We start from the raw sequence: 16,954 nt of genomic DNA on the forward strand, positions 1-16,954 counted from the left end.
CGGCGCCATTTTCAGGGTTTCGCTTAATCCTGAATGAAAAAAATGTGATATCGGAACACGTGTACGAACGTGGCGTTGCCGGTAGCCTTCCGGGTTACCGTCGATCCTGGTCGGCATTGGCGCGGCCACTGCGCCGACTTCCGATTTCCATGTACGCCCTGTTCCCCGCCTTCGTCTCGTCGCTCTTCCTGTTCTACGGCGTCTACGTCGTGACCACGCGCGGCCGCACGCGCGCGAGCCTGGCGTTTCTCGGCATGACGACGCTCACATGCCTGTGGCAAGGCATCTGGGCGTTTCTGTTCCAGACCCAAGACCTTGGCACCGCCCAGGTGCTCGCCAAACTCGGTTGGATCGCCATCCTGGTCATGCCGACCATGCTCTATCACTTTGCCGTGGAGGTGGCCGAAGCACCGGGCGAGCGGCACTGGCTCCTGGCCGCCTATGCGCTGGACACTGCGCTGATCGCGTTGCTGTTGACCACCAACCTCGTCATCGATGGCGTGCATCAGTTCCACTTCGGTTTCTATCCGAGGGCGGGCGTGCTGGAAGCCGTGCATATCGCGCAGACAGTTGCGCTCGTCACGCGCGGCATGTGGGTGCTCTACCGCGAGCAGCGACATGCCACCGCCGAAAAGCGCAAACGGTTGCTGACGTGCCTGTTCGGCGTTGGGCTGATTTCGTTGGCGGCGGCTGATTACGCAGTCAACTATGGCATTGCGTTCTACCCGCCGGGTGTGCTGCCGTTGGCCATTGCGCTGGGCATCATCGCCGTGGGCGTGGTCAAGTTTGACTTGATGCGCCCTTACGCACTGGCGGCCACCGTTGCGCACGAGGTGCGCACGCCGCTGACCACCATCCGCTTGCAGGCCGCTGAAATCGCCCGCGCCTGGCCCGACGTCTACCGCGGTTATCAGCTTGCCATCGACAACGGCCTGTGCCAGCCGCCGCAGCATCCGGCGATGCTGGACCGACTGTCCAAACTGGCGGGAGCCATCACTTCGGAAGTCGCGTCCGCACACAGCGTGATCGAGATGGCCCTGGCCTCCGTCACGCTGGAGCGCCTGGACCGGCGCACCTTCGCGGCACATTCGCTGCACGAATGCGTCGAGACGGCCGTGGCGCAGTATCCGTTCCAGGCCGGTGAGCGCGAACGCGTGCAAGTGCAGCCGTTCAACGCCGACTGGCGTTTCGTGGGCTCCGACACGCTGCTTGTGTATGTGCTCTTCAACCTGCTGAAGAATGCGCTGCATGCCATCCAGATCGCGCGCAAGGGCCATATCGAAATTTCCGCCCGCCAGGATGGAGACGCCTATGTGCTCGTGGTGCGCGACAGCGCCACCGGCATTCCGCCCAGCGTGCAGCGTCGCATCTTCGACCCATTTTTCTCCACCAAGCATGTCGGCAAGGGCTCGGGCGTAGGGCTGACATTCTGCCGCCGTGTCATGCAGGCATTTGGCGGGCGCATCCAGTGCGAATCGGTGGTTGGGGAATACACGCTGTTCTCCATGCGGTTTCCCCAACCTCCTGCTATCTGACGCTCACATCTTCAAAGTGCGTCAGGACACGTGTGCCAGCTCCGGCAGCGTGTCCAGCTCGTACGCCTTCACACGCAGGCGCACGTGTTCCGGCAACCGCTGAATCACGCGCTCCGCGTTGGCGCACACCACCTGCTGATACCCCAGCGACACCAGTCGCCCGCCCGAAACAAATCGGAACACCATGTAGAACGAGCATGGCTGCACGCGGAAGGTGTTCAGGTGACATTCCACGCGCTGAAACGGGAATGTCTCTTCAACGAATTCCTGATGCGCGAGCTTGGTCACGAAAATCACGCGCCCGCTCATGAGCAGGTCTGCGTCAATGCATTCGTGAAACCAGCGCTCGCGCACCACGCCCTGCCACTCGAAATACCGGGCGAAATACGTGTTGGCGTAGGCGTTGGAATCCTTCAGATAGACATCGAAGGCGTGCTGGAACGTCTGCTGCGCAGAAATGGCTTCGGGCAGCTCGGCATTGCGCAGATAGTGGTTGACGACTGTGGCAATGGATTGGCCTGTCGGCATCGCATACTCCAAGAATGGAATTGGCTGCTGGCGGCAGCCGCGCATGCGCGGTGGTCCCGCGCATGTATCCATTCTTCCGATGCACTTGCCGTTGCGTAACAAGCCAATAGCGTAGCCCTACGAAAGGGCGGTCTACTCCCCGCCCGCAACACTCCGCAGCCCCGGCGGACTCTGATGAAAGCGGAACGTATTGCGCCCGCTGCGCTTGGCATCGTAGAGCGCCGCATCGGCCCATTCGAACAGAACGTCCAGGCGTTCGTCGGCAGGCGTGAGCGTGACCGCACCGGCTGACAGCGTGACGTATGGCGCGGCAACGGATGCCGCGTGCGGTTCAGCACGTTCAGCCACCATGGCCACGGCACGCGCCACGGCCTGGCGGGCATCATCACGGTTCAGGTCAAACAGCATGGCGACGAATTCTTCCCCGCCCACCCGCGCAATGAAGTCGTCGGGGTGCCGGCATGCCATGCCCAGCGTGTCGGCCACCATGCGCAGGCAATCGTCGCCGCGCAGGTGGCCGTAGGAGTCGTTGTATTGCTTGAAGCAATCAATGTCGAACAGCGCCAGCGTGACGGGGCGATTGTCACGGCGGGCATGGTCGAACAGGCGCGGGGCCTGCGTCTCAAAAAAGCGGCGGTTGAACAGCTGCGTGAGCGCGTCGCGATTGACATCGTTCTCGAGCACGCTGAGCTTGGCCTGCGTACGCTGCAGCTCGCCGCGCAGTGCATCCTGGGCGCTGGCCATGCCGGCACGTTGCAACTGCTCGACCGTCACGTCCCGCAACAAGAGGAAAACGCCGGCATGCCGGCCGCGCGCGTCGCTCAGGCCTTCGAGCGTCACTTCCAGTGTGCGGCCCGTGTCGGGCAGCCAGACCTGGTGGCGGTTGGGCAGGCGCGTACGCTCAAACTCGCGCACGATACCGGCCACGTTCAGCACGGCGGGCGGCATTGCATGCACCTGTGCAGTCGGCAACAGGTACCTCGCGGCGGCGTTGATGCTTGCGATGGAACCATCGCGGGCCAGCACGATGCAGCCGTCACGCATGGCTTCGATGATCTTGCCGCGGGCATAAGCGGCGGTGTCGCGAAGGCGCGGCCGCAAGACGATCCAGCCGAGCAACGCGGTGCTGACAGCAAACGTGGCGGGGGTGAGGTCGCCGCCGAGCGCCGTCGTCCAGTGCTGCAGATAAGCCAGATGCGCCACCAGCGGCAGCAGTTGCCCAATGACCAGCGCCAGCCGCACCTGCGTGCGCGATGACACGTAGAGCCCGGAGGCAACTTCGTCGATGGGCAATACCAACAGCACAAGGCTGATGGCCAGCAGCACGTAGTTGTAGGCGGTGCCCACCCAGAACATGCTCCCGTGGTCGAACACCGCACGCTTAGTCCCATCAATCACGACGAAGCGCGAATCGAGCCATACCAGGTGGTGCAACTCATTGGTGGCGACCAGCCCGATGAAGCCGGCGGCCACCAGCAGCGCCAGCACCCAGCCCGCGCGCACCAGCGGCAACGCGTTGAATTCGGGCCGGATGAGGCCAACGACCATGCGCAGCCACGCTGCCGGCACCATCATGATCCCGAGATAGGCGACCTTGGCCCAGCCCACGCGCGCGGGCATGTCGAAGGTCACGACCTCCATGAGGCGTGCGCCGCTCCACAGCGCGGTGCCGAGCGCAAGCAGCATGAAGGCGGAGACTTCCGCGTCATCGCGGCGCGGCCATGAGAGGCCGATCAGCGCGATCGAAACGAGGGCAGCGCAAGCCAGTGCAGCGATCAGCATGATCGGCACGCCCCGCGCGCATGGCGATGCCGGCGAATAACGACGCCAGCCGGTTGGTCCACGTGTATTCCCCGTTTGGTTGTTGTTCTTGCAGTGTATCGGGCACCGTTGTCGGGTGGATGACTGCGTGGTGCACACCCGATCACCTCCCCCTCCCATCGGCAGGAAATGTAAAAACTGAAGGCCAGCGCGGCTTTGCGGCGCATGGCGAGGCCTGCGCGTGTGGACAGGCGCATATCAGGCTACAGACGAATTCGTTTGCGCGGCGTAGAAATCACCTCCAACGCTTGGCTACCAAAAAACTCCAGGGTGTCATGCGCACCCGTGTTTTTTGGCTATTGGGGCGCGTGGGCCGTGCTGCGTTTTCCCGCTATACAAGAGGTGGGGCGTCGCCAAAATGGGGGCCGTCAAGCCCTCCGGACGCCCCCGCCACAGGCCGACCGGGCAACGTTTTTGCGCTGGCGCGAACGTCCCGTTTCAGATGCCGTGACTTGAGCGACACCGCTATCTTGGCTTCACAAAACGTCGGTATCATCAAGAACATGACCGATACCCGCGCTACTACCCATCTCTATCCCGCGCACGACCTGGCGATCTGCACCGACGCCAACACCGCTGTCGAGCGCATCACCGCCATTTACGAGCGCTCCGCGCAAGCGATCCGCGATCGTTTCCACGCCTTTGCGCGTGGCGAGGATTGCAGCGAAGACCTCTCCGCCTGCTACCCCTACCTCGGCATCACCGTCGACCCGAAAACGCTGGTGAGCGACGCGCGGCCGGCGTGGGGCACGGTGGCGTATCCGGGTGTGTACGGGACGACGCTCACGCGGCCGGACCTGTTCCGGGATTACTACCGCGTGCAGATCGAACGGCTGCTGCACTATCACAACAGCCCCGTCGTGGTGGGCGTGAGCAACCGACCGATCCCGCTGCCGTTCGTGGTGGAAGCGTCCACCGTGGATATCACGCCCGAACAGGCGCGCGCGCTGGGCGGTGCGTTTACGCTGCCCGACCTCGCACAGATTGACGACTCCATTGCCAACGGCACGTACCGCCCGATTGGCGACGAACCGCAGCCGCTGTCAATGTTCACCGCCGAGCGGGTCGACCTCGCCCTGCAGCGCCTATACCACTACACCGCCACGCACCCGAAGCACTTCCAGCGCTTCGTGCTGTTCACCAACTACCAACGCTACGTCGATGAGTTTGCCGCGCTCGGGCGCAAGCTGATGGAAGACGGCAACGACGAGGGCTACATCCGCTTTGTCGAGCCCGGCGACACCGAACACGAACTCGGCACGCCCGCCCCAGACGACTCCCACCGCATCAAGGGCCTCCCGCAGATGCCCGCTTACCACTTGGTGCGCGAAGACCGCCTGGGCGTGACGCTGGTGAACATCGGCGTGGGCCCTTCCAACGCGAAGACCATCACCGACCATCTGGCCGTGCTGCGTCCGCATTGCTGGATGATGATCGGCCACTGCGGCGGCTTGCGCCGTTCGCAGCAGCTGGGCGATTACGTGCTCGCGCACGCCTATGTGCGCGACGACCACGTGCTCGACCAGGACCTGCCGCCCTGGGTGCCTGTGCCGCCCATCGCCGAAATCCAGGTGGCGCTGCAGGAGGCTGTGGCGCGCATCACGGGGCTGTCTGGCGCCGACATGAAATCGCGCATGCGCACCGGCACGGTGGTCTCCACCGACGACCGCAACTGGGAGCTGAAGTACCAGGCGCTGTACAGCCGCTTCAACCAGTCGCGCGCGATTGCCATCGATATGGAAAGCGCAACCATTGCCGCCAACGGCTTCCGTCTGCGCGTGCCCTACGGCACCCTGCTGTGCGTGTCGGACAAGCCGCTGCACGGCGAACTGAAGCTGCGCGGCATGGCCAACCTGTTCTATCGCCAGCGCGTGAGCCAGCACTTAGACATCGGCATGGAGGCCGTGCGCCTGTTGCGCGAAAGCGGCGTTGAAGCGCTGCACTCACGCAAGCTGCGCAGCTTTGACGAGCCCGCGTTCCGGTAGCGCAGGTCAGCGCGGGGGCTGCTCCGGCAGCGCCTCGCGCAGGAAGTCGAGAAACACCCGCACCACCTCAGGCAAAGTTCGGCCCGCCAGGGTCTGCAGTTCCACCGTCCGCCCGCGCATGCCGCGCTCGCGGATCTCCGCGGCATGCAGCTCACCGCGCTGCACGCGCTCGCGCACCGTGATTTCCCCAGCGATGCCCAAGCCGCCGCCTTGCAGCACGAAACTCAACAGCCCATCGAAGCGGTTGCTGACCAGCACCGGCTCGAACACCAGCCCGCGTTGACTGCAGCCCATGTCGAACAGCTGGCGCACCGTGTTGTCCGGCCCCGAAAGCGCAATTGGAAATGGGTGCATCTGCGCCAGCGTCACGCTGCTGAACTTCGCCAGCGGGTGGTCGGGCCGCATGATGGCAAACACCGAGCCACGCTGCTGATACGCCACGCGAATGCCGTGCACGGCAGCGCGGCTGTAGGTCAGGCCGATATCCACATCGCCACGCAAGACGGCCTCTGTCACGCGCATCGGCTCTTCGGCGCGCAGGTCGAACTGAATGCCCGGATGCCGCTCCCGAAACGCAACGATGGCGCGTGGCGCAAACTCGATCGCAAAGCCATCGGAGCACGCGATGCGCACGCGGCCTCGCTGCAACCCTTGCAGGCGCTGAATATCCGAGACCACGCGCTCGGCCTCCAGGGCCCCGCGCAGCGCATGCGCGGCGAGCAGCTCGCCCGCTGCGCTGGGCCGCATACCGCGCGGTTGCCGCTCGAACAGCGGCACGCCCAGAAGCTCTTCAAGCATGGCCACTTGCCGGCTGATGGCCGATGCGCTGACGTGCAGGCGCGCGGCCGCCTCCGTCAACGAGCCAGTGCGCACAACCTCGAGAAAATAGCGGAGGGACGTTTCCTGCAGGCGATGAGATGACATAAGCGACGTAGGCGCGGGCCCTTTTGCTTTGCAGAAAACGCAAAGATATCCCAAGAAAATTCTAATGGTCAAAAGGGTGTGGTATGCGCAGACTCACCCGGAACTGTTCGACCAGCGGAGTGTCCTGATGCCCTTTCAGCAAGCAGCCCGTCAAACGACCGCGCACCGCGCTTCCCATCGGCTCCGGGCCCTGGTGCCGGCCCTCATGCTCGGTGCCGCTGGCCTGGCCGGCGCCGCCGAGCTGTCTACGGCAGACGCCGAACGCCATGCCCAGGCAACCTATCGCGAATACTTCGAGCTGCTTTCCCTGCCTAACGACGCCATCGCGCCAGAGGATGTTCGCAAGAATGCCGACTGGCTGGAGCAGGCGTTCCGCAAGCGCGGCTTCACGACAAAGCAATTCGCCAACAACGGCAAGCCGATGCTCTATGCGGAAATGCCGAACCCGGACGCTGCCCGCAAAACGGTGCTGTTCTACATGCACCTCGACGGCCAGCCCGTGATTCCCGCGCAGTGGGCACAGAAGAGCCCGTGGACACCCGTGCTCAAGCACAAGACCGCTCAGGGCAACTGGGAAGAGATCGACTCGGCGCAGTTGTTCAGCGGCCCGCTCGATCCGGAATGGCGTGTCTTCGGCCGTTCATCCGCCGACGACAAGGGCCCGATCATGATGATGCTGGCCGCCCTTGACGCACTGAAGGCCGGCGGCGGCCAGCCCGCCGTCAACGTCAAGATCATTCTCGACAGCGAGGAAGAGAAAGGCTCGCCGTCGATCAGCAAGGTGATGGAGGCAAACCGCGAGCTGCTGCGCTGCGACGCCATCGTCATTCACGACGGCCCCATGCACGCGAGCAACCGGCCAACGCTGGTCTTTGGCAACCGCGGCGCGGCCGAAGCGCGGCTGACCGTCTATGGCGGCAAGGTGCCGCTGCACAGCGGGCACTACGGCAACTACGCCCGCAACCCTGCCCAGCAGTTGGCCAACCTGCTGGCGTCGATGAAGAACGACGAGGGTCGGGTGACGGTGCCGGGCTATTACGACCACGTGAAGATCAGTGCGGCCGACCGCAAGATCATGGCGGCCGTGCCCGACGACCAGGCGGCGCTCAACAAGCGCCTGGGCATTGCGCATGCCGACAACGTCGGCGCCAATTACCAGGAAGCGATGCAGTACCCATCGTTGAACGTGCGCGGCATGGCGTCTGCAGCCGTGGGCGACAAGGTGGCGAACATCGTGCCCGACAAGGCCGTCGCCGAACTCGACCTGCGCACCACGCCAGACTCCACTGCAGCCTACCTCGGCAAGCTGATCGAGCAGCACGTCGAGCGCCAGGGCTACCACCTCGTCAAGAACGCCCCGACGGATGAAGAGCGCAGCCGTTACGACAAACTGGCCACCTTCACGTATCAGAGCGAAGGTGCAGACGCTGCCGGCTCACCGATCGACTCGGCAGTGGGCACATGGGCCTACAAATCGCTGACCGACACGTTTGGTGCCAACCCGGCGCCGGTTCGCATCCGCATGATGGGTGGGACGGTGCCCACCGCAGAGATCGTTGGTGTGCTGCAGGTGCCCTTCGCGATCATTCCGCTGGTCAATGCCGATAACAATCAGCACGCTGCCAACGAGAACCTCCGGATGGGCAACTACGTGAGCGGCGTGCGCACGATCTACGGCCTGATGACTCACCCGCTCTGACACGCCACGACGGTTATGCCGCGCGAAACAGCCCATGCAGCCCGAGCGGCGCCACGCCGTTCAGGCTAGCCATGGCGACGGGCCCCGCAGAAACACTCTGTGCATCGAACGCCGTCAATCTGGTGCAGCCGGCGTCTACATCGAACACCGTGCCGATCAGCCAGCCCTCGCCTTCACGCGCGCTGGCAGATGCCGGCACGAACACGTGTTCTTCCACCAGCGTGCGGTGCCCGAAGCGGTACTGTTGCACCTGCCCCGAATTCGTATCGACGCGCATGACGGTGTCGAATCCATTCAGCGACTGAGAGCTGCTGCTGGACGACGGCGCCGTGTGAGCCACCATGAACAGCGCGTGATGACGCTGCGCGGTGTGGCGTGTGTCGATCTTGGGGAATTCGGCCACATGCTCGGTGCTAAACTGCTCGGCGCGGCCGGTGCGCAGGTTCAACTGCACTTGCGTAAGGCGAGCACCGGGCGATGGGCGAATCTGCCCGCGCATCAATTCACGCAGCGACGTGGTGACGACCGAGGCATCGTCCGAGCGGATGTAATCGAGATGGATCTCCTGCCCATCCGGTGAAGACCACGCGTTGCCCAGATGGAAGACGAAGCCTGCCGGCAACTGCAGCCAACGCATGCGCGTAACGTCGTCCTTATCGAGCACGAGCACACGCATGCCCAGCTCCGGCCGCCAGACATGGGAATCCAGAAACGACATGCCTGCGCGCGAGCGTTCCACGTCGTATACGAAGGGAGGCAGCAGGAACACCAAGTGGCGCTGCGTTACTGCAAAGTCGTGCACCATCGCCACGTCCGGCACCTTGAGCGTTTCCACACGCTTGAGCGCACCGTCCGCGCCCACGCAGTAGACGGTCAGCAAACCGGCCGCGCTGCTCACGCCAAAATTCCATAGCGTGCCGTCGGCTTCGACCTTGGGATGGGCGGAAAACGGCATGCCCTTGTAGTCATCGCGCCAGGTCTGCACACCTAGCGTGCGCAGTGAATCGGGATCGACACGCGTGGCCGAGCCACCTTCCCACAGCGCGAGCATCTCGTCGCCGTGCATCACCAGGCTGGTGTTGGCCACGTTGATGCTGTCAGGCGATGCGACCGGCTCCATGTCGGGGTTGGCGGTGCCGAACGTCGCGCGCAACGGCCGGCCGGCGGCGGTGTCGGCGACAAACTTGTCGGTGCGCACAAACACGCCGCGGTGGGTCACACCCTGCTCGCTGATGTCGTAGCGCTGGATCATGCCGTCGCCATCAAACAGGTGGTGGTAACGCACGCCGCCGATCTCCTGCCGCGCGGGGCCGTTGCGGTAGAACGCGCCGTGCAACGCGGGCGGGAACCTGCCTTCCACCCTCAGCGGGCGAGTCGGCATATCGGCGCTGACGCCCTGGTAACCCGCCAGCCACGGGTACTGCGCGCGTGCCGCTGCAAACCCCGCAGCCCACGGGTCCGGGGTGGCGGCCATCACGTCGGTCAGGGTCAAGCCAAACGGTGCGGCGCCCAAGGCCGCAATGAAGGATCGGCGTTGCATGACGGGACCTCGCTCAAGATCAATGCAAGTGAATCGTCACGCGCTGGTCGCCCTGCACGTCGATGGCGGCATCGTCAAATGCGGGCGGGCCGAAGCGGCCGCGTGCATCGCGGCTGAAACCGTAGGGCTCGACGGGAATGCCGGCCGGGTTGGTGCTGAGCCTGGCGTCATTGTTGGCGTCATGGAAGACCGACAACGCGTAGCGCCCCGCCGGCAAGTCCGGATATACGAAGGTGACGCTTGCGCCCGACACGCTATCGAGCGCAGCAATGTCAGCCCGGATGGCCGAATCGGGCTTGAGCCAGCCCGCGGCGTCGCGGAACATCGCCGCGCGCACGGCGCCCTGCCGCCCTTGTGCGCCTTCCACCACCACAGTCAGCGTCGCGGCGGATGCACTTGCTGCAAGTGCTGTCAGCATCAGGGCCAACGCAAGGCGCGGCAAAGACAACATGGCAGTCATGAACGTCTCCTGTGGGCCCGGCATGCGTTTGCAGGCCGGCGATCAGGAGGCAATGTAGACAGAGACTTCGGGGCAGTCAGCGCAGATGCGACGAAGTGCAGATGCCACGGCGCAAACGGTCGCTTGCGAGAGATGAGCGCATCACTGCAGCTTGAGGGGAGCACGCCAGAGGTACTGACTAAAACGCCCGCTGGGTCGGCGGGCGCTTTGTAGGGTGACGCTAATGCGGCAAGCTAGACAAGCGGTGCTCGGCCAGCAACACGCTCGCACTCAGGGCAAGCTGGGCGGAGATGAAGCCTTCCGGCATCTCAATGTCTTCCCAGTCACACACGATGTTGCCGGCGCAACAGACCTGGAAACGGGCTGTCCATCGATGATCGTCGCGTTGCAGCGGATCAACGACGATGACATGCGCTCCATGGGTCACTTCCTGAATCGCCATTGTGGTTCCCCCGTTCGTGATCGTTGGGACACCACCTTAGCAAAGGCACATGACACAAATCTGTCCGCCGCCCACCTACAAATGGGGGAGGGCGCACCTCAACCGACTAGCGGATCGGGCCGGGCTGACGAGCGCGTGCCAGGCAGCGGATGATTATTGGGGCCGTAATACGTAAACACAGCCGAGAACTTGACGGCGCCCGTCTGGTTGGCGCGTGCGGCATGGAAGGTGTTGCAGTGGAAGAGCAGCACGTCGCCGGGCAGCAGCGGCACGGGGCGCGCGGTGTCGATCAGCGCGCGATTCTCTGGCAGCTCCTGGCGCAGGAACAGCTTTGCATCGAACCGATCCGCAGGAAGTTCAAGCGTATGACTGCCGGGAATCACCCACAGGCAGCCGTTGTCGACCGTCTCTTCCACCAAGGCCAGCCACGATGACACCAGCTCGTTGCGTGCGAACGACCAGTAGCGGCTGTCGCGGTGCCAATGCGTGGCGGTGCCAAACGCAGGGTGCTTCGTCATCACGCAGTTGTGGTGCGCGAGCGAGAGATGCACGGGGCTACCAATCAGTTGCGCAATTGCGCCGGCCACGCGTGGGTCGCGCGCCCACTCCGTATAAGGCGTGCCGCGTGAATCTGCGTCGAGCAGGCGGCGCACCGTCTGGCCCCCTTCGGCTTCGCGCGAGAGGGGCGCCCCGGCATAGCCGACGTCGGTTTCCAGCTCCACCGGCGCTTCAGCGCGGGCCAGCCCGTCCTGCGCGGCCGCAAGCAACGCGGCGCTCACCTGCTGGCTGACGAAGCCGCGCAACACCACGTAGCCGTGCTCCTTGAAGAAGGCTTGTTGCTCGTCGGAAAGCGGGTGGGCGTGGGTGGCGGTGGGGGCAGACGCGGACATGGTGGAAAAAGCGTACGGAGACGGCGAAAGACAACGAGTGTAACGCGCCGCCGTATGCGTTGCAGGCCCGCCCCACGACTGGCCTGCTCAGGATCAAACGCAATGCGCGTTGTCGGGGTCGCGCTTTACCAAAACGCCTGCTGGCCCGACATCCGGAAATATTTGGCGATCACCATCAGGCCAAGCAGGCGTTCCTGGTCTCGGTTCATGAATTGCGCCACCCAACGATTGGCGTTGCGCACGATCGCCAGTGCATCGCCAGGGTGCTTCCGGTAATGCTCCATTTTCTCCTGGAAGTCCGAATAATCATCCTTCAGCAGAACATAATGCACGTCCGGAATCAGCCTCCCCTCCATGAACCACGTCTCATACCGGGGCCGCCGCATGAAGCAAAGCGAATTGGACGACATGATCCATTTGAGATTGGTGGCAACGTCGTTCCCCTCGACGCTCACAATGAACTTATATTGCAATTGCTCGGCAATCGTCATGGGAGCTTTATAAGTCGCCTTCCCAAGCTCTGATTTTCGAGTATCGCCAATGTCAACGTTTGCCAAGTCGTGACAACGCTCGACAAACGCTTTGCGATGTTCCTGGTGGCAAGGACCACGAAAAACCGCCATGGGCTTCTTGTCGTGGAAATCGATCGTGTCGCGTGCCAGTGAAAAATGCCGGATGGCGTCCAGCTTCAAGAGAATCCCATTATGGGAGCTGCTCTTGATGGGGCGGCTTTTCACAAACGCCGGGTGAGTCGGCTCGGCCGTCACGTCGCCGCAGTCGTAGTCGAAGCTGTAGCCCGGGCCAAAATAGTCCATCAGATCGACAAGATCATAGAAATAGGTGCTGCCTATTTCACGGCCCTTGTTCTCAATAGTGCTGGTTGAAGATTTCAACAAGAACCTTGAATACTCGACGGCATTGCGGCTTGGGTCGAATGACTCCGAAATCGAGTTGTAATAACTCAATCGATCGATGACATCTTGCATGCCACTGTGAGCGCCTTTTCTTTTCAGAAGAGTCTCGGCTCTTCCATTTTTTGTAGCGCGCGCCAGGAAATGGCTTGAAGCATTCGAAAAGTAATACCAGAATTTTCTTGCAGAGAATCTGCTCAAGCGGTATTTGAGATGACGCATGAACCAAAAGTTGCCGCGGAAATTGAACCCAGGGCGTCGCTTTTCGAGCGAAATGTTCCAGCCCCCAATACGCAGATAAAGTAGCGCATGAACCACTTTCTGCCCGCCGCTGACGCACGGTGCGGCCGATCGTGCATCTGCCACCCGACAGCACATCGACCCCGTTTGCCACTCGCATTCGCGGCGGCCCTCACTTTACCGTAAGTACCCTGCGGCTCATTGTGTTTCTTGGGGCCGAGCCGCCCGCTTCGGCAGTCGCCCCGGTTCCCGTCGCTCGGCTGTTGTCCCGGCGTAACACTTTGCTGCCGTCCGAGGCTGAACGCGCCGTGTCAGCCTCGGCCACGGCATTGACCGAGGGGGCTGCCGATAGGCGCCCGCCTTCGCGTTATTGCACGTCCAATGCGGTCACGGTCAACGCACCATTCACCTTCTCGGCGACAAAGCGCACTTTGCTGCCAACCTGCACTTTGGCGAGCATTGCCGGATCCTGGACTCGAAACACCATCGTCATGGGTTCCATACCGAGGTTCTCAAGCGGGCCGTGCTTGATGGTCAGCTTGCCCGCAGCGGTGTCGATCTTCTTGATCTCACCTTCTGACATCGGGGCGGCAGCGGTAGCCGCAGGGGCGGAAGCGGCATCTTCAGCCGCGTGAACAAACGGTGCACCGGCCAGCAGCACGGTCAGCATCAGGGCGTAACGAAACATGTTGGGCTCCTTGTTCAAAGACGGGGTCGGGAAGAAATCAGGATTTGTTGCCGCGCACCTGCACGGCGCCGCGCATGCCGGCTTCGAAATGTCCGGGCTGCAGACACGCAAAATCGACGGAGCCGGTGCGCGTGAAGTGCCAGACGATCTCGCCGCGCTGGCCTGGGTCAACGGTGACGGCGTTGCCGTCGGCGTGCTCCATCTCGGGGTGCTTGCGCATCTGCTCGGCATGCGCTGCGAGGTCGGCCGGCGTGCCCAGCGTCATCTCGTGCCGTACCTGGCCGCTGTTGACGACTTCGAAGCGGATGGTCTCGCCGCGCTGAACGCTGATCTGCGCGGGCGTAAAGCGCATGGTGTCGGTCATGTCGACGCGCACCGTGCGCGTGATGCGGGCGGCGTCGCCGGGTTCACCGATGGCGGCATCGCCATGGTCATGCCCGCCGGCGTGATCGCCGGATGCGTGCGCGATGGCGGCCATCGACATCAGCGCGGCCAGGAAGGTGGAACGGATCAGATTGCGTTGCATGTTTGGTCTCGGTCTACGTTTCGTATGGATGTGGATTCAGGATCGATCAGTCGTCGATGCCGGTGCCGGTGTATTCGTAGGCGACGGTGCCCTTCGGGTGCCTGTACCAACCGGGGTCGGCATAGCTGTTGCGCGGCAGATCGCGGCGCACCTTCATCACCGTGAACATGCCGCCCATTTCAATGGCGCCGAACGGGCCCTGCCCCGTCATCATCGGCAGCGTGTTGTCGGGCAGCGGCATTTCCATCTCGCCCATGTCGGCCATGCCGGCCTGGCCCATGCCCATGTAGTCGGGCACCAGCGCGTTCATCTTCTTGGCGAGGTCTTTCTGCTGCACGCCGATCATGGTCGGCACGTTGTGCCCCATGGCGTTCATCGTGTGGTGCGACTTGTGGCAGTGGAAGGCCCAGTCGCCGGGGTTGTCGGCAATGAACTCGATCGCGCGCATCTGGCCCACGGCAATGTCCGTCGTCACCTCCGGCCAGCGCGCGCTGGGCTGGACCCAGCCGCCGTCGGTGCCGGCCACTTCGAAGGTGTGGCCATGCAGGTGCATCGGGTGGTTCGTCATGGTGAGGTTGCCCATGCGGATGCGCACGCGATCGCCAAGGCGTACGGGCAGCGGATCGATGCCGGGGAAGACGCGGCTGTTCCACGTCCACATGTTGAAGTCGGTCATCTGAGCCACGCGCGGCGTGTATGACCCCGGGTCGATGTCGTACGCGGCGAGCAGGAAGACAAAGTCGCGGTCGACACGGTGCTGCGCCGGGTCTTTCGGATGCACGACGATAAAGCCCATCATGCCCATCGCCATCTGCACCATCTCGTCGGAATGCGGGTGATACATGAAGGTGCCGGACTTCTTCATCTCGAACTCGTAGACGAAGGTCTTGCCCGGTGGAATGTGCGGCTGCGACAGGCCGCCCACACCGTCCATGCCGGCGGGCAGGATCATGCCGTGCCAGTGCACCGTGGTGTGCTCGGGCAGCTTGTTGGTGACGAAGATGCGCACGCGATCGCCTTCCACGCATTCGATCGTCGGGCCGGGGCTCTGGCCGTTGTAGCCCCACAGGTGGCCCGTCATGCCGGGTGCAAATTCGCGCTCGACCGGCTCGGCGACGAGGTGGAACTCCTTCCAGCCGCCGCGCATGCGCCACGGCAGCGTCCAGCCATTGAGCGTGACGACGGGGTTGTACGGCCGGCCGTTGGGCGGCGCGAGGGGGGGCTGTGTGGTGGGCTTTGATTGGAGCGGTGCTTCAGGCAGCGAGGCAGCGCCGACGCGCGAGACCATCGCTGCGCCCAGCATGGCCGCGCCCGTGCCGCCGAGAAATTGACGTCGGGAAACCATGTTCAATGTCCTTGAGGAGAGATCGGCGCAGGAGCGGCCGCGTTCGCTTCGGCCGGCGGCAACTTGCCGCCCAGCGCCATCTGCAAATCGGTCTGGGCAATCCAGTAACCGCGCAGCGCGTCGATGTAGCCGTTCACCGCATTCACCTGCTCGCGCGCATCGGCCAACAGCTCGAACACGCTCACGAGCATGCCGTTGTAGCGCAGCAGCATCTCGTCGGAGATGCTCTTGCGCACGGGCACCACCTCGTCGCGATAGTGGCGGGTAAGGTCATATGCCGTCTGATAGCGCACATACGATTCGCGCACTTCGGAGCGCGCCCGCACCGCCGTGTCGGCAAGCTGATCGGCGGCCTGCATGTAGATCGACTGCGCGCGCGCCACACGGGCGCCGCCCCAGTCGAAGAGCGGGATCTCGATGCCGATCTCGTAGCCCGTTTCGCGTGGCTCATTGGATTTGCTGTTGCGCACGTAGCCGAGGTCGAGCACGTTGATGAAGCGCGTTGCCTGCGTGAGCCCCAGCGACGATGCCAAGCCGTCGACCTGCAACTTGCCCGCCTGGATGTCGAGCCGGTTGCGTAGCGCGTAGGCCTCGATCTGCTGCAGTTCAGGGCGATCCTTCGGCACGTCGGGCAGCCGCTCCGGCAGCTTGAAGCCAGTGTCCGCGCCCCACACGCCAAGCAGGCGGATCAATGCTTCGCGCTCGGCCAGCGCCTGCTGACGCGTGCGCGCGAGGGTGGCAGTGGCTTCCGCATAGAAGGCGTGTTCGCGTGCACGATCCAGCTTGCTGAAGTTGCCGGCAGACGCCAGACGCTTGGCGAACTCGGCACCGGCTTCGGCGGCTTGCTGAACCTGCTCCGCATAGCGCGCGGATTGCTCCGCCGCCACGGCATTGACGTATGCGCGGCGCGTATCGGCCGCCACCTGCAGCATCTGGTTGGCGACCAGCAGCTTGGTCTGCTCGAAGTATCGGCTCTCGATGCGAGTGGCCATCGGCAGCGTCAGCAGGTTCAGGAACGACAGCGAGAACGTGCGCTCGATCGACAGGTCGTCGCCGCTGCGTGTGCGTTTGAAACTGAAGCCGGGATTCGGCAGGCGGCTGGCCTGCACGAGCGCGGCTTCGGATAAACCCAACTCCGCATATGAAGCCTGCAGCCCACGATTGTTCAGCAGCGCGATCTGCACGGCGCTGTCCATCGTCAGCGGCTGGGCGAGCAGCTCGCGCGTGCGTTGCGCGGCGCTGTCGCGGGCTTCTGGTGAACGCTGCCACGTGGCGTCTTTGCCGAGCCGATCGCGCGCCACATCGGCAACGGTCTTGAAGCCGCTGTCTTGCGTGATGGTGGCGCAGCCGCCCAGCAGTAGCGTGCCGGCCAGCGCGCACAGGGCGAGACGGTGTGTGGATGATTTGAGCACGGCGCCTC

At 63.6% G+C, this 16,954-nt stretch carries 15 protein-coding genes; 3 read left to right on the forward strand and 12 right to left on the reverse strand.

Annotation, left to right across the window (positions count from 1 at the left end):
• The first annotated feature begins 149 nt into the window (after nt 1-149).
• Nucleotides 150-1,535 carry a sensor histidine kinase gene (locus tag NG898_RS23080; protein ID WP_252694600.1) on the forward strand — a complete coding sequence of 462 codons (1,386 nt, stop codon included), beginning with the start codon at nt 150-152 and terminating at the stop codon, nt 1,533-1,535.
• 21 nt (nt 1,536-1,556) lie between these two features.
• Here the strand turns inward: NG898_RS23080 and NG898_RS23085 are convergent, their stop codons facing one another.
• Together NG898_RS23085 and NG898_RS23090 are read right to left on the reverse strand one after the other, a co-directional pair.
• Nucleotides 1,557-2,063, reverse strand: coding sequence for an acyl-CoA thioesterase (locus tag NG898_RS23085; RefSeq protein WP_024978265.1), 507 nt, complete (start codon nt 2,061-2,063; stop codon nt 1,557-1,559).
• Between the two features lie 132 nt (nt 2,064-2,195).
• Nucleotides 2,196-3,845 carry a diguanylate cyclase domain-containing protein gene (locus NG898_RS23090; RefSeq protein ID WP_252694601.1) on the reverse strand — a complete coding sequence of 550 codons (1,650 nt, stop codon included), beginning with the start codon at nt 3,843-3,845 and terminating at the stop codon, nt 2,196-2,198.
• Nucleotides 3,846-4,387: 542 nt separating this feature from the next.
• Here NG898_RS23090 and NG898_RS23095 point away from each other — a divergent pair.
• Nucleotides 4,388-5,869, forward strand: coding sequence for an AMP nucleosidase (locus tag NG898_RS23095; RefSeq protein ID WP_252694602.1), 1,482 nt, complete (start codon nt 4,388-4,390; stop codon nt 5,867-5,869).
• Between the two features lie 6 nt (nt 5,870-5,875).
• Here NG898_RS23095 and NG898_RS23100 read toward each other — a convergent pair whose 3' ends face one another.
• Nucleotides 5,876-6,793, reverse strand: coding sequence for a LysR family transcriptional regulator (locus NG898_RS23100; RefSeq protein ID WP_252694603.1), 918 nt, complete (start codon nt 6,791-6,793; stop codon nt 5,876-5,878).
• Nucleotides 6,794-6,857: 64 nt separating this feature from the next.
• Here NG898_RS23100 and NG898_RS23105 point away from each other — a divergent pair, with 64 nt between their 5' ends.
• A complete protein-coding gene (locus tag NG898_RS23105; RefSeq protein ID WP_252694604.1) occupies nt 6,858-8,492 on the forward strand; it encodes a M20/M25/M40 family metallo-hydrolase in 1,635 nt (544 codons plus the stop codon).
• 13 nt (nt 8,493-8,505) lie between these two features.
• Here the strand turns inward: NG898_RS23105 and NG898_RS23110 are convergent, their stop codons facing one another.
• From NG898_RS23110 to NG898_RS23150, 9 genes are all read right to left on the reverse strand, one after another.
• A complete protein-coding gene (locus NG898_RS23110; protein ID WP_252694605.1) occupies nt 8,506-10,032 on the reverse strand; it encodes a carotenoid oxygenase family protein in 1,527 nt (508 codons plus the stop codon).
• A gap of 19 nt (nt 10,033-10,051) precedes the next feature.
• Nucleotides 10,052-10,492: a DUF2141 domain-containing protein gene (locus tag NG898_RS23115; protein WP_252694606.1), complete on the reverse strand. Its 441-nt coding sequence runs from the start codon at nt 10,490-10,492 to the stop codon at nt 10,052-10,054.
• Between the two features lie 220 nt (nt 10,493-10,712).
• Complete coding sequence (locus NG898_RS23120) at nt 10,713-10,934, reverse strand: hypothetical protein (RefSeq protein ID WP_252694607.1); 222 nt, start codon at nt 10,932-10,934, stop codon at nt 10,713-10,715.
• A gap of 98 nt (nt 10,935-11,032) precedes the next feature.
• On the reverse strand, nt 11,033-11,824 hold the full coding sequence (locus NG898_RS23125) for a phytanoyl-CoA dioxygenase family protein (protein WP_252694608.1): 792 nt from the start codon (nt 11,822-11,824) through the stop codon (nt 11,033-11,035).
• A 125-nt stretch (nt 11,825-11,949) separates the two neighbouring features.
• Nucleotides 11,950-13,101 carry a glycosyltransferase family 90 protein gene (locus NG898_RS23130; protein WP_252694609.1) on the reverse strand — a complete coding sequence of 384 codons (1,152 nt, stop codon included), beginning with the start codon at nt 13,099-13,101 and terminating at the stop codon, nt 11,950-11,952.
• 241 nt (nt 13,102-13,342) lie between these two features.
• Nucleotides 13,343-13,663 (reverse strand): copper-binding protein, encoded by a 321-nt coding sequence (locus NG898_RS23135; RefSeq protein ID WP_252694610.1) that lies wholly within the window; start codon nt 13,661-13,663, stop codon nt 13,343-13,345.
• Nucleotides 13,664-13,700: 37 nt separating this feature from the next.
• Entirely contained in the window at nt 13,701-14,189 is a 489-nt protein-coding gene (locus NG898_RS23140) for a cupredoxin domain-containing protein (RefSeq protein ID WP_252694611.1), read from the reverse strand.
• Between the two features lie 46 nt (nt 14,190-14,235).
• The gene (locus tag NG898_RS23145) at nt 14,236-15,534 is read right to left on the reverse strand and encodes a multicopper oxidase family protein (protein WP_252694612.1); all 1,299 of its coding nucleotides are present in this window, start codon (nt 15,532-15,534) and stop codon (nt 14,236-14,238) included.
• 2 nt (nt 15,535-15,536) lie between these two features.
• Nucleotides 15,537-16,946 (reverse strand): TolC family protein, encoded by a 1,410-nt coding sequence (locus NG898_RS23150; protein WP_252694613.1) that lies wholly within the window; start codon nt 16,944-16,946, stop codon nt 15,537-15,539.
• Between the last annotated feature and the right edge of the window lie 8 nt (nt 16,947-16,954).

It is taken from the genome of Ralstonia mojiangensis (assembly GCF_023955645.1).
Taxonomy (GTDB): Bacteria; Pseudomonadota; Gammaproteobacteria; order Burkholderiales; family Burkholderiaceae; genus Ralstonia; species Ralstonia mojiangensis.